Source organism: Tropicimonas isoalkanivorans, from assembly GCF_900112335.1.
In the GTDB taxonomy this organism is placed as follows: Bacteria; Pseudomonadota; Alphaproteobacteria; order Rhodobacterales; family Rhodobacteraceae; genus Tropicimonas; species Tropicimonas isoalkanivorans.
The window spans coordinates 106,650-120,096 of the sequence record NZ_FOLG01000002.1; the positions used below are offsets into that span (position 1 = coordinate 106,650).

Consider the following 13,447-nt stretch of genomic DNA (forward strand, 5'->3'; position numbering starts at 1 on the left):
GGATTGCCGCGCCGGATCGGCGGAATCGGGCGTGCAAAACAAAGACTCGCGCGATAGTCTTCTGGAAAACAAGCCCTTTTCGCGAGTGCCCGTCCCGCATGTCCGACAGTCTGACCGACCTGATCCTTTCCCTTACCCCCGAAGACGGGTCCTCCATCGGCAACGGCGCGATGATGGCGCTGCTGCGCGAGCGTGTGCCGGACCTGACCGATGACGACTACGCCGCCGCGCGCGATGCGCTGGTCGATGACGGGCTTCTTGCCCGTGGCCGTGGGCGGGGCGGGTCGATCATGCGGGTGGTCGATGCCGAAGAGGATGAGGACGACGGCGAGGAATCTTCGGACGAGGATGCCGACGACGAAGGGTTCGAACTGACGCCGACCGACGAGCCCGCGCCGCGGCAGCGTGTCGCCTCTCGAGGCAAGAAGGCCGCGCGCAAGCCGAACGGCCCCACGCAGGTGCTCAGCTACCGCCATGGCGAAACGCGGGTGAACAACCCCGAGGTCGGGATGGTCCATGCCGGCACCGATCCGGATGGCGAGAAGACGGTCTGGGCTTACGACCCGCATCTCGACCCGGTGCTGAACTTCGACAGCGCGCGCGCGGGGATCGAACGGCTCATCGACGACGCGCTGGCCAGCGACGATCCCGAGCGGATGAAGGATGCGCTGCAGGAGCTGAAGCGGCTTCAAGCGCCCTATCTCAACTGGACGGGCAAGGCGGAGCGGACCAGCGTCGAGGTCGATACCGTCTCGCTCCATGTCCATGAACGGGTGGACCCGGCGACGATACTCGCCAATGCGGCGAAGCGGCTGAAGGGCAAGGACGCGCCGACGCAGTGGCAGCAGCCGGACCTGTTCGCGGCGCCGTTCGAGAACCTGCCGCTGCGCCAGGCGCTGGATTTCTACCACCACGAAAAGGGCTGGTCGAACCGCCTGGTGGCGGGCGACAGCCTGCTGGTGATGAACTCGCTTTTGACCAAGGAGAGCATGGGCGGAAAGGTGCAGATGATCTACATCGACCCGCCCTATGGCATCAAATACGGGTCGAACTTCCAGCCCTTCACGAACAAGCGCGACGTGAAGGACCGTTCGGACGACGACCTCACCCAGGAACCCGAGATGATCAAGGCGTTTCGCGACACCTGGGAACTCGGCATACACTCCTACCTCACCTATCTGCGCGATCGGCTGATGCTGGCGCGGGAATTGCTGACCGAGAGCGGGTCGGTGTTCGTGCAGATCGGAGATGAAAACGTCCACCACGCGCGCGAGCTATGCGAAGAAGTCTTCGGCGCTAAGAATTTCGTCTCACTGATCTGCGTGACGAAAACTGCCGGACAGACGGCAGAGCTGATGGCCGGACTGGCGGATTACATACTCTGGTTTTCGAAGGACAAGAGCCGCACGAAATTCCGCCGCCCGTACCGGGAGAAGAAGCTCGAGGACGATGCATCTGGCGTGTACCGCTACGTTCGAATGCCTGACCTTCGCGTCGAGAGGCTGCCGCCAGAGGCAACGGAAAGGGAAGCACTGATGTCGCGCGGTGGCCGAGTCCTCCGCTATGACAATACGACCTCCCAAAGACCTCCAGGTGATTTTCCGGTTGCCTTCCAAGGGCGCGAATTTGGGCCCGGCAAGGGATATTGGAAGACCGGCGAACTCGGGTTCTCGCGCCTCATCAAGGCATCCCGAATTAACGGTGCAAAGAACTCGCTTACCTACGTCCGCTTCATTGATGATTTTCCAGCATCTGAGATTGGGAATGTTTGGACGGATATGGGCACCGGCAGCTTCACAGAAGAGAAGGTTTACGTCGTCCAATCTGCCGTGAAGATTGTCGAACGCTGCCTCTTGATGACCACCGATCCCGGCGATCTGGTGCTCGATCCCACCTGCGGCTCCGGCACCACCGCCTTCGTTGCCGAGAAATGGGGGCGGCGCTGGATCACCTGCGACACCTCCCGCGTGGCGATCACGCTGGCCAAGCAGCGGCTGATGACCGCCAGCTTCGACTACTACGCCCTGCGCTATCCGCATGAAGGGCTGGGGGGCGGATTCGACTACGAGACCGTGCCGCACATCACGCTGAAAAGCATCGCCAACAACCCCGACATCGACACGATCTACAACGAGGACCACCCGAAGATCGCGGCGGCGCTGGCCGACCTGAACGCCGCGCTGGCCGCCGCCCCCCCGAAGCCGCTCAAGCCCACGCAGGGCGTGCGCAAAGGCAAGCCGGTGGATTTCGCCAAGGGCGACACCCTGCACGAATGGGAGGTGCCCTTCGACTGGCCGGACGATTGGCCCGAGGCCGCCCACGCGCCTTTCGACACCTTCCACGCCGCCCGTCAGGCGCTGCAGCGCCGCATGGATCAAAGCATCAGCGACCATGCCGAGCAGGAGACGCTTTACGACAAGCCCCGCATCGACCGATCAAAGCTGCGCATCTGCGGGCCCTTTTCGGTCGAGGCGGTGCCCGCGCCGACCGTCCTGTCGCTGGACGAAAGCATGCCGCCTCAAGAGGCCGACGAGACCGTCGCCCGCTCAGGCGAGACCTCGCGCCAGTCGCTGTGGCGCGACGAACTGCTCAAGACCGGCGTGCGCGGCAAGGGCGGCGCCATGCTCCGCTTCGCCGAGTTCGAGACGCTGCCGGGGCTGAAATACATCCACGCCAGCGGATCGCTGGCCGAGACGGGCGAGCGCGTCGTCGTCAGCTTCGGCCCCGAGCACGCGGCGCTGGAGCAGAGGCAGGTGGAACTGGCGCTGACCGAGGCCGAGACCCTGCGCCCGTCGCCGAAATTCATCCTGTTCTGCGCCTTCACCTTCGACCCCGAGGCCGCGAAGGACATCGACGAGGTGAACTGGCCGGGCGTGACGCTGCTCAAGGCGCAGATGAACACCGACCTGCTGACCGAGGATCTGAAGAAGAAGCGCGCTTCGAACCAGTCCTTCTGGCTGATGGGCCAGCCGGACGTGGAGCTGCGCAAGCGCAAGGACGGGATGTGGGAGGTCGAGGTGAACGGCTTCGACTATTTCGACCCGAAGGCGGGCGACCTCGTCTCGGGTGGCAAGAAGCAGATCGCGATGTGGTCGCTGGACGTGGACTACGACAACCGCTCGCTGATGCCGCACCAGATGTTCTTCCCGATGGCGGATGCGAAGGGCGGCTGGAACCGCCTGCGCAAGACCGTCCGCGCGGAGCTGGACGAGGATCTGTTGGAACAGTTCCACGGCACCGTCTCGCTGCCCTTCGAGGCGGGCGAGAACCGCCGGATCGCGGTAAAGATCGTGGATGACCGCGGGATCGAGTCGCTCAAGATCATGCCGCTCGAGGGATAGACCCATGTCCCTCATCATCAACACGCCATTCGAGTGCCCCGCGCAGCATTGGGTCGAGGGCAAGGGCGGCAAGCTGGAGATCAAGCCCGAGCGGCGGCCGGCGAGCTATGAGGTCTTCGACGCGCGCAACAACACCAAGCGCACCGAGGTGCTGGACCTGGTGAACACGATCCGGGCGCGCGTGGATCAGTGGCGCGAGGCGGGCTGGCCCGGCGTGACCATCGTCACACGCAAGCTGCTGGAGCACTGGCACGACCGCGATGCGCGCCAGTACCCGTTCTATTTCTGCCAGCTCGAGGCGATCGAGACACTGATCTGGTGGGTCGAGGGCGCCGAGGCGTACAAGCAGGGCATCGCGATCCCAGGCGACGGCGGGACGTGGGAGCGGCTGTGCAACAAGATGGCCACGGGCGCAGGCAAGACCACGGTGATGGCGATGATCATCACCTGGCAAGTTCTGAACGCGCTGACCTATCCGAAGCGGAACAAGGATTTCAGCCGCGCCGTGTTCATCGTGGCGCCCGGCCTGACCGTGAAGGAACGGCTGCAGGTGCTTCTGCCCAGCGAGGGCAGCTACTACGACGAGTTCAACCTGTGCCCGTCCGAGGCCCTGCGCCAGAAGCTGAACCAGGCGGAGGTGCTGATCGAGAACTGGCACACGCTGATGCCGCTGAAGGAAGCCGACCGATCGGTGGTGAAGAAAGGGCGCGAGTCCGACGAGGCCTTCACGCGGCGCGTGCTGGGCAAGCTGGCGTCGCACAAGGACATCATCGTCATCAACGACGAGGCGCACCACGCCTATCGCAAACCGCCCGAGGTGAAGATCAGCAAGAAGGCGGCAGCCGAACAGGGCATCGACCTTGATGAAGCCACGCGCTGGATCGAGGGTCTGGACCGAATCCACAAGACCCGGCGCATCCAGCGCTGTTTCGACCTCTCGGCCACGCCCTTCGCCCCGACAGGGAAGAAGAGCACCGACACGGCGCTGTTCGACTGGATCATCTCGGATTTCGGTTTGAACGACGCGATCGAGGCCGGGCTCGTGAAGACGCCCCGGGTCGTCGTGCGCGACGACGCTGTTCCGGACGCAAAGACGCTGCGCTCGAAGCTCTACCACATCTACCGCGACCCATCCGTCTCCGAGGACCTGAACCGGGCAAAGGCCGAGCCGCATGAGGCGCTGCCGAAGCTGGTGCAGGACGCCTACACGCTGCTCGGCGCCGACTGGCGGGAAACGCGTCGGCAGTGGCGAGAAGCCGGGCATCATTCGCCTCCGGTCATGCTCACCGTCTGCAACCGCACGGAGACCGCGGCCCGCATCGAGAATTATTTCAACAAGGGCGATGCACATTGGCCCGAGTTGCACGCGCCAGACCGGACGCTTCGCGTCGACTCGAAAGTGCTCGAGAAGGCAGAGATCGGCGAGACCGCCTCATCCGACAAGGACTACGAGGCGCGCTTGAAGGACATCATCGACGCGGCAGACCTTCCCGAAACCCGGCGCCAGCAGTTCCTTGCCTTGAAGAAGGAGGAACTGCTGCGCGAGATCGTGGACAACGTCGGGAAAAGGGGAGCAGCCGGCCAGGACCTTCAGAACGTCATATCGGTGGCGATGCTGTCGGAGGGATGGGACGCCAAGAATGTGACGCACATCATGGGGCTCCGGGCTTTCACGTCCCAGTTGCTCTGCGAACAGGTCGTCGGACGCGGACTGCGTCGGGTGTCCTACGACACTGACGAGAACGGCCTGTTCCTGCCCGAATACGTCAACGTCTTCGGCGTGCCGCTCTCTATCTCGGAGACCGGCGAAGGCGGTGAGGCGCCGCCACCGCCGAAGCCCACCACGCAGATCGAAGTAGTGCCCGACCGCGCGCATCTGGAGCTTCGCTGGCCGAACGTGCTGCGCGTGGAGGCGGTCGTCAAACCGGAGCTCGCCATCGACTGGAGCAAGGTCCAGCCGCTCGTGCTCGATCCCGCCAGCACACCGATCAGCGCCGAACTCGCCCCGGCGCTCGGCGGCGCGACGGACATGGGCAAGGTCACCGCGATCGACCTCGAGAAGCTACCGGATGGCTTCCGTCTGCAGCGCCTCGTATTCCAGGCTGCGCGGAAGGCGTTTGCAGAGCTGAGCCATGGGTTCACCGGCACCCACGAGTATCTGGCGGCGCAACTCGTCAGGATCGTCGAGGCGTTCCCCAACTCAGACCGCCTCGACATCCCGTCGCTGTTTCACTCCGATCCGCTTCGGCGGCGGATCCTGATCGCGCTCAACATCGATCTCGTGGTCCAGCATGTGCTGAGCAATGTGACCGAGCAGAACACGGAACGTCTGACGCCGGTGTTCGACGAGGAAAACCCGATCGGTGCAACCGGGTTGATGCGTACCTGGTACACGACCAAGCCGTGCTTTCCGACGACCAAGTCGCACATCAGCCATCTGGTTGGAGATTCTGCCTGGGAAGGCCACGCGGCCAATGTCTTCGAGAAGCGCGAGGACGTTCTTGCCTACGCCAAGAACGATCACCTCGGTTTCCAGATCTACTACATGTGGGCGGGCTCTCGGCGGCGATACGTCCCGGATTTCCTGGTCCGCCTTGCTGGCGGCACGATCCTCGCACTCGAGATCAAGGGCACCGACAGTCCTCAGAACAAGGCCAAGCGGGACGCGCTGAACGAATGGGTGAAGGCGATCAACGCAGCAGGCGGTTTCGGACGCTGGGCTTGGGATGTCGCGTTCAAGCCGGGCGAGGTGCAGGACATCATCACGAAGCACGCGACCGTCGCCGAGCCAGCAGAATAGAGCTCGTGTTTCGGCCAGAGCGCGACAGAGTTGTTCGATCCCGGTTCCATCTCGATGGCGCCACTAGCATCGAAGTGTTCAGGTCAGCCTTCGATTTGTTCCCTTATTTTCTGAGGCTTACAGGCTCTACACCAAAATCGGGCAGTCGAGAGGTCCGGAGAATATCGGCCCTGAGAGACCGCTTCCGGGCCTCCTGGCGCGGGGGCCAGTGCTCAGCCCCTCCCGCATAACCCTCGAAAACAACGAGAAAATTCGACCTCAGTCAGATCGGGAGAACGCTTTCGCGAGGGCAAGTGGCGGAGGGGATGGGCCTGAAAGACAACCTTCTCCGAAACGTAAGCCATTGAATTTATTATGCCGGCCGGCGCTTTCAAATTTGACTTGCTGCAAACCCAACTGAAATCCACCTCGTGCTTTCAGCCCCTTTGCCTTCGCGATCCACGGCCCGCCAAAGATAGTGCGCCTTGCCGTTGATCTTCACGAACACCTCGTCCAGATGCCATAGCCAGGTAATCCCCCCATTTCTAACGGGGTGCGTTTTGTCGTCAAATGACGCTACTCTGCTCGCCGGCCTGCTACAAGCCAGTTTGCTCTGACAAGACCGACCCAAAAGTCCGCAATGCTGAAGGATTTCCGGTACGGGCCTTTGCGGGCGCTTGGGCGATTGGCGGAAACAGCGCGAAATGGGCGACGACCGGGACAGGTTGGGTACAGAAGTGGCGCAGGAATGGTGGCTGACACTAGCATCGTGCCGGTCGTGCTACTGCGCTTGTTTGCGGGTGTTATGCAGTGCGCCGGACTGCTTTTGTGTCACCTCCATTTTTTTGGGGTTTGCCCGCTGCACCGAGGATCAGTCGTCGATATCTTCGATCCAGGTCTTGGCGGCCACAGCGCGGGGTAGGCCAAGCGGTCCGATGGCCAGCATGGCCACCTGAATGATTGCAGCGACTTCGATCCCGTCGACCTTCGCCCGTCGGGTGTGGGAATGCACCGCCCCCTCAGAACCAACGCCGATCGCAAGTGCGAGCTTGACGAGCCGTTTTTCCCGATCGGTCAGCGGCCCGCAATCGGCTGTTGCCTTGCCGAGGGCCGAATAGGCCTTCCAGATATCGGGATGCTCATCGGCGAGGTCGCCGGCAGCACCGGGCATGGGTCTGGTCATCTTGGTCTCCTTCACATTTACGGTTTGTCGATCAAAGGCTGGGCTACTCGATATTCCGCAAAAACTTGAACGCCCGGCAGAGGTTACCTGGCTGATCTCGAGGAAAGAGGCAAGGCGTCCCGTGTCGTGGGGCACATCGAAAGCGGCATCGACCCCAACTTATGCACTACCAGTTTCGCGTCTCATTCGAGCGCGGCAAGCGCGCGAGCCTACTCGCAGGGGACGGTCGCGCCGGTGACGGCGAAGCTCAACATCAACGGTGGGAAAGCGGGCTCGCGATCATGCTACGCCCATGCCTATGAGATCGCGTGCAACCTGCTGGAAGACCTGCGCCTGCGGGCTGTCAGGCTTTGTAACCACGATGGGCGCGCCGCGGTCTGAGGCGAGCCGGATGTCGAGATGAAGCGGGATTTCCGCCAGCAGCGGTACGCCTAGCCCCTCAGCCTCGGTCTTGACGCCACCGTGGCCGAAGATATGTTCTTCTTGCCCGCAGTTAGAGCAGACATGCGCGCTCATGTTCTCGATCATGCCCAGCACCGGCACATCCAACTGGTTGAACATCTCGATCGCCCTGCGCGCATCCAGAAGCGCCACGTCTTGCGGCGTCGAGACAATGATTGCGCCGTCCAACTTGGCTTTCTCAGTCAGCGACATCGACACGTCGCCGGTGCCCGGCGGTAGATCGACAATCAGGCAATCGAGCGCGCCCCACTGCACATCCATTAACATCTGTTGCAGCCCGCCCACCAGTCTCGAGCCACGCCAGAGCAACGCCTGATTTTCGTTTGCCAAGAGGCCGATGGACATCATGACGACGTCGTGATTGTGCACAGGGAGAAGGATCTTGCCGTCGGGGCTAGTGGGGCGATCCGATACACCCAACATCCGGGGCTGCGAGGGACCATGGACATCGGCATCGAGAAGGCCCACCCGGCGCCCCTTGGCGGCGAGCGCGCAGGCGAGATTTGCCGAGACAGTGGATTTGCCCACCCCGCCCTTGCCAGAGGCCACGGCGATGATGTGGTCGATGCCGGGCACGCGCTGCGGCCCCTCGGGTACAACCTTGGGCTTGGGCTTGAGTTCGGGCATCTCCATTGCCGAATGCGCGGTCAGCACCGCCGAGACGCGCTCCGCACCCGTCGCTTTCGCTGCCGCCTCGGCGGCTTCGCGGACCGCCTCGTAGACCTTGACCTTGGAGGGATCGATATCGAGCACGAAGCTAACTGCCCCGCCATCGACGGTTAGCGCCCGAACCACGCCAGCGGCAACGATATTGGACCCACTCACCGGGTCGGTGACCCGAGTCAGCGCCTTTAGAACGCCCTCGCGTGTTGTTGTCAATTCAACTCTACCCCCTGATCGTTCCGGTCACCATATCCACCACGCCGTGTCATCAACACTGTCGACATCTCCACGCCGTGAACACCATGCCTGCACACTATATGATCGGTAACGAGTGTCCGGCTATTCGATGAGGGGTGGTGCTACCTCGGGAAGAATCTTGAGATACTCAAGAACACTTTCAATATCAGATCGAGCCAAAATATACTTGAACTGTGGCATGATGATTAATGGTGGCTCCAGTCTGTTAAGGCCTTCGCTGATTTCCTCAATTATCTCCTCGTCACGACCTTCAATAATATATCCGTCTGAAAGATCCGGAATGTACTGGTATTCTCCAAAGCTTGAGACCCTAGGCCCATCGCCCCGACCAAACAACCCATGACAAACTGCACAATTCTCTGAATAAATCAGGCGTCCATTTTCGGCTGACACTTCAGTCATTGACGTGAAGAATGGCATAGCTACCGGACTTGACACCGACAGAAACGAGTCCGCTGCCTCATCAGATTTTTCCTGAGAAATCACTGATGTCGGGATCAGCATGGCGCCGACCATGAGTAGTCGAATAAACGATATGTGGGTTACCATCACGAATCCTCCAGGCTTCCGTTGAACTCTAAGGCAATCTCAGTAAATTCACCACTATGGTGAACGACAAAATGCCGAATCGCACCAACCAGATCCGAGTAAATGTTGTCTGGCTCGGCTTTTTCTGCGATCAAAGCCATCTGCGTCACGAAAGGAACGACAAAGCGTGCAAGAAAATGCGCCTGTTTGTCCCTCCAAAACTTCACGATCTCCTCTTCCCTATCTTGCAAGCTCTCGCTCTCCCGAAAGCTCAGGTATTGAAGAAACTCGAGCTCGACGCCGAGGTGGTCGGGAAGTTCCTCGTGCTTATCTGACAACGTCATACCAGATTCTTGGTACGCTTCCTTAACCGCCGCCATTTCTTCGAGACGTTTAGTTTCATCGACTGTAAAAAGCGACCCATAGGGTGGGCAAGGAATAATCGGGTAGTTACTCGAAAAAAGCTTGATGTAATCTCCTTCGATCCTTTGGATGGAAGATTCTCGAATATTCTTGAAAAATCGGTCGAAACATTTAAACATCCCTTCATCAAAAGCAGACGGTAGATCAAGCTTACCCAGAGTCTGATGTAAGGACCTTTCTACGAATTCCTGTCTAAAATATTCAATTCCTTTTTCAGCAGGGTGGCCAAACGCCAGCTCCAGGAAGCTGTAGATTTGACCCCTTGCCATTGCAACTTCGGAACCGTGCGACACGGCCCTTTTGACCATTTCAGTCATAACACTGTTATCCTTGTCTTTGAGGCACGAGTTCAGAGATCTTTCATCTTAATCTCGTCAGGAACGGGGTTCGGCTCCTGGATAAAACCCTGCATTGCATATCCAAAATACTTCTCCACCTCTTCAGGCGGAATGTTCCTAGGAGGGACATACCAGACGGACGGAATAGTTCCGAAATCCGGCCGATACTGACGCCGTTCCCCTTTGCTTATAGTGCGATGGGTCGCTCCGAGGCCTACTTCGGGATCGTAGGGTTGCACACCAAGAGACGGATCGCGTATCAGTTTCGAAATTGCGCTATCCGGATCCATCAAATTTCCGAAAATTCGAATCTTACCGGTACAGCTCTTGACGCATTGCGGCTCTTGACCCTTTTCCAAGAGCGGGAAACAGAACACACACTTCTCTGACTTCCCCGTAGTTGCGTTGTAGTAAATCTTGTCGTACGGGCAAGCCTTCACGCAGTACTGGAAGCCTTTGCAGTCGTCCTGGTCAATCAACACGATCCCATCATCGTTCTTGTATATGGACCGTGTAGGACAGGCCGGTAGGCAAGCTGGATTGGCGCAATGGTTGCAGGGCCTTGCCAAGTAAAACTGCCACAGATCCGGACCATTGCCTTTGGGCGTATCCTGATACAGATTTGAAAACCGATAATCATATTCGTCGTGACTGGCGGTTTCCTCACCGTGACGGGGATATTTTCCGTAAGGCGCGGTCGTGACGCTGTTCCAGAACATATCCTCCTGGCCTGAACCGCTCGTCCAAGTATTCTTGCAGGCCATCGTGCAAGTGTGGCAGCCAATACACTTATTGATGTCGATCAGCATTCCGTATTGTGCACGATTTCCGTATTTTGGGTTTGGTTGGCCGTAGTATTTTTGCCAAAGTTCTTCGGACATTTTTCTTTCCTTTCAGTTGCGGAAGTTAAGCTTTCTTGACTTCACAAATTTGATCAAAATGCCCGGAAACCGGCCCCCAAACGTTGGGAACGAAATAGATTTCGTGGATCGGATTGATATCAACGCGGGAAAGACCGTTCCAATGACCCTCTCGGATTTGTTGCCGTTGCCATCCGAAATAGATCAGCACAGCACCTGGCGGGACAGCATCGCGAACTTTCACTTTCGCCTTGATGTACCCATGTTGATTGTACGCAATAGCATACTTACCCGCTACTAGGTCACGCTTCGCAGCTTCCTCGCGGTTAATTTCAATCAAAGGTTCGCCGATATCATCTAGTTTAAGGAGAATATCCGTCGTTCTCCAAGACGAGTGAACGCTCCACCGTGTATGCCTGGCGTGGTAGACAAGCGGATAAGCCTGCATATTCGGGTTGCGTTCCTTTTTTGCCTCACTCCAAACTTTTGAAGTTCCATAGGGTGATGCGACGTGCGGTTCCTTATGAATAGGCAATTGTTCACCGTATTCAATAAACCTGTCTTCATCCTTATAGAGCTCTTGTCGCCCCGAGGCCGTTGCAAACTTCTTCTTGCCTTCGACCTCCTCGGTGAAGGGCGCGATTGGATCGGTCGGCAGATTTACCTTGATGACACGTTCCTTCTTCAGTCGTTCCAGCGTAATGCCTTCCACTCGCGGACCACCAGTCTTCAACAGGAGGTCTGCGGCTTGCTCAGGCTTATTGAATTCGAAGATGTCGCCAGTGCCCAATCGTTTGCAAAGCTCGTAGTAGATTTCAATGTCAGGCTTGGCGTCATAGATCCGCGGTAGAGCTCCTTCGTGCATCTGGATGTATGGGTGAGCAGGCGTCGTACAGATGTCCATCGGCAGCTCGTACCAGCTTACGACGGGCAGTACGACATCCGCGAGTTGCGCGGTACTGCTCATCTGGATTTCCGGGGAAACGATAAATTCGATTTCTTCCTCAAGTGTCTTCGCCAGCTGGGCTTGGTCCGAGGCTTGGCCAAAGAGATTGCCGCCGGCCGCATAGATACACCGAACCTGGCGCCATAGCTTTTCCTTATCAGCCATGGTTTCTGTTGGCCCGTTCACGACGTATGCCGTGTCGAGCGGAACTGGGCGATAACGTTCGGACCCGTCCTCATTTTTCTTCGGGAAGAAATAATCGGTCGGATTGAGACGCATCCGGTACTGACCAGCCCAAGGGCTGACGCCCCCGCCCTGTTTTCCGACGTTACCGGTCATGCATCCCAAGGCAATCACGGCTCTCCCCATCAAATCTCCGTGGTACCAATGGTTAATGCCAGTGCCGGACCAGATGCTCGCCGGATCTGCAGATGCATACTCCACCGCAATCCGTTCAATAACGTCAACTGGGACGCCGGTAATCTCGGAGACCGTTTCCGGATCGTGTTCATCAAGAGTTTTGAGGAACAGCGTATGGGAAGTGGAGCAGGTGATCGTTTCACCATTCGCGAGGTTGACCGACCAGCTACCCGTGAGCGGCGGTTCGTCGCTGAAATACACGTCGGGAACGGGCGTCTCAGTTTTTGAGTCATACACCATGAAGGTTTTCGGATCGCCGTCGGGATCCACATCAGAGGCCTTGAGGTACTTGCTGTTATCCTCTCGGATGAGAAGCGGGCCGCTTGTCGTACGGCGGAGGTGCGCCTCGTCTGCAAGTCCTTTTTTCACAACGACATGACACAGGCCGAGCGCCAGGGCCGCGTCTGTTCCTGGCCGAATTTTAACCCACTCGTCAACACCGCTGGCCGTGGGGTCAAAGTAGGGAGCGATATAGACTAGTTTCACCCCCTTCGCTCTGACATCCGTGAAAAAATGCGCATCAGGCATCCGGGTTTGGAATATATCAGAGCCCCAGATAATCGCATATTTCGTATTAAGCACATCTCGGAATTCATGCTCTTCGGTCTGGACGTTCCACGTTATCGGATGCGCCAGGGGAAGATCACCGTACCAGTTGTAGAATGTGCCAATACCGAAGCCGTTCACCGACGCGAATCGAAAGCCGCCGCCCTGTTTTACAAGCCCGGTAGCGGGAACAGGAGGATAAATCCAAACTGTATTTTTACCGTATTTTTCGGAAATCCGTTTCATTTCGGATGCAACGTAGTCGAGTGCTTCGTCCCAGCTGAGCCGTTCCCATAAGCCAGCACCGCGTGCACCTACGCGCCTCATCGGGTACTTGATCCGGTCTGCTGCATACACCCGGCGGACATAGGTCTGACCCTTCATACACCCACGCGGGTTATATTCGTCGTCTGGGTAATCGAGCGGTTGTTCCACTCGTTGAACGATCCCGTCCTTCACAAAAACATTCCAGCCGCAGGAACCCGTGCAGTTTGGCATATTGACGGCGCGGAATTTCGTCTCCCCAAGGAACCTGTCTCGCATCTGTTGTTCCCATGGGCGCGCTTCGGTTTGGACCAACGCCGCTAATGCGGCGCTGGTTTGGCCGAAAGGATTCACCGAGGCACCCACAAGCGCAGCCAAACTACCCTTGAAAAAACTACGTCTGGTTGAAGTGGTCATCTTCTTCTCCTATCCGTGC

Annotated in this window: 8 protein-coding genes and 1 pseudogene; 2 read left to right on the forward strand and 7 right to left on the reverse strand. The window is 58.6% G+C overall.

Annotation, left to right across the window (positions count from 1 at the left end):
• The first annotated feature begins 98 nt into the window (after positions 1–98).
• On the forward strand, positions 99–3,341 hold the full coding sequence (locus tag BM075_RS04725; protein ID WP_093359531.1) for a site-specific DNA-methyltransferase: 3,243 nt from the start codon (positions 99–101) through the stop codon (positions 3,339–3,341).
• A 4-nt stretch (positions 3,342–3,345) separates the two neighbouring features.
• A complete protein-coding gene (locus tag BM075_RS04730; RefSeq protein ID WP_093359532.1) occupies positions 3,346–6,141 on the forward strand; it encodes a BPTD_3080 family restriction endonuclease in 2,796 nt (931 codons plus the stop codon).
• 412 nt (positions 6,142–6,553) lie between these two features.
• Here the strand turns inward: BM075_RS04730 and BM075_RS04735 are convergent.
• The 7 genes and pseudogenes from BM075_RS04735 to BM075_RS04765 all read right to left on the reverse strand — a co-directional run.
• A pseudogene (locus BM075_RS04735) lies at positions 6,554–6,649 on the reverse strand (DDE-type integrase/transposase/recombinase); the annotation flags it as partial.
• 342 nt (positions 6,650–6,991) lie between these two features.
• A complete protein-coding gene (locus BM075_RS04740) occupies positions 6,992–7,303 on the reverse strand; it encodes a carboxymuconolactone decarboxylase family protein (protein WP_093359533.1) in 312 nt (103 codons plus the stop codon).
• A 279-nt stretch (positions 7,304–7,582) separates the two neighbouring features.
• Positions 7,583–8,644, reverse strand: a complete 1,062-nt coding sequence (locus BM075_RS04745; RefSeq protein WP_093359534.1) for an Mrp/NBP35 family ATP-binding protein — start codon at positions 8,642–8,644, stop codon at positions 7,583–7,585.
• A 123-nt stretch (positions 8,645–8,767) separates the two neighbouring features.
• Positions 8,768–9,235, reverse strand: a complete 468-nt coding sequence (locus tag BM075_RS04750) for a c-type cytochrome (protein ID WP_093359535.1) — start codon at positions 9,233–9,235, stop codon at positions 8,768–8,770.
• Positions 9,235–9,954, reverse strand: coding sequence for a TorD/DmsD family molecular chaperone (locus BM075_RS04755; RefSeq protein WP_093359536.1), 720 nt, complete (start codon positions 9,952–9,954; stop codon positions 9,235–9,237). The genes BM075_RS04750 and BM075_RS04755 overlap by 1 nt, the downstream gene beginning before the upstream one ends.
• 32 nt (positions 9,955–9,986) lie before the next feature.
• Positions 9,987–10,856: a 4Fe-4S dicluster domain-containing protein gene (locus BM075_RS04760; RefSeq protein WP_093359537.1), complete on the reverse strand. Its 870-nt coding sequence runs from the start codon at positions 10,854–10,856 to the stop codon at positions 9,987–9,989.
• A gap of 25 nt (positions 10,857–10,881) precedes the next feature.
• Entirely contained in the window at positions 10,882–13,428 is a 2,547-nt protein-coding gene (locus tag BM075_RS04765) for a molybdopterin-dependent oxidoreductase (RefSeq protein WP_093359538.1), read from the reverse strand.
• Positions 13,429–13,447: the final 19 nt, after the last annotated feature.

Coding starts and splice junctions, on each gene's coding strand:
- BM075_RS04725 (WP_093359531.1), top strand. CDS start 99: ATGTCCGACAGTCTGACCGACCTGATCCTTTCCCTTACCCCCGAAGAC.
- BM075_RS04730 (WP_093359532.1), top strand. CDS start 3,346: ATGTCCCTCATCATCAACACGCCATTCGAGTGCCCCGCGCAGCATTGG.
- BM075_RS04740 (WP_093359533.1), bottom strand. CDS start 7,303: ATGACCAGACCCATGCCCGGTGCTGCCGGCGACCTCGCCGATGAGCAT.
- BM075_RS04750 (WP_093359535.1), bottom strand. CDS start 9,235: ATGGTAACCCACATATCGTTTATTCGACTACTCATGGTCGGCGCCATG.
- BM075_RS04755 (WP_093359536.1), bottom strand. CDS start 9,954: ATGACTGAAATGGTCAAAAGGGCCGTGTCGCACGGTTCCGAAGTTGCA.
- BM075_RS04760 (WP_093359537.1), bottom strand. CDS start 10,856: ATGTCCGAAGAACTTTGGCAAAAATACTACGGCCAACCAAACCCAAAA.
- BM075_RS04765 (WP_093359538.1), bottom strand. CDS start 13,428: ATGACCACTTCAACCAGACGTAGTTTTTTCAAGGGTAGTTTGGCTGCG.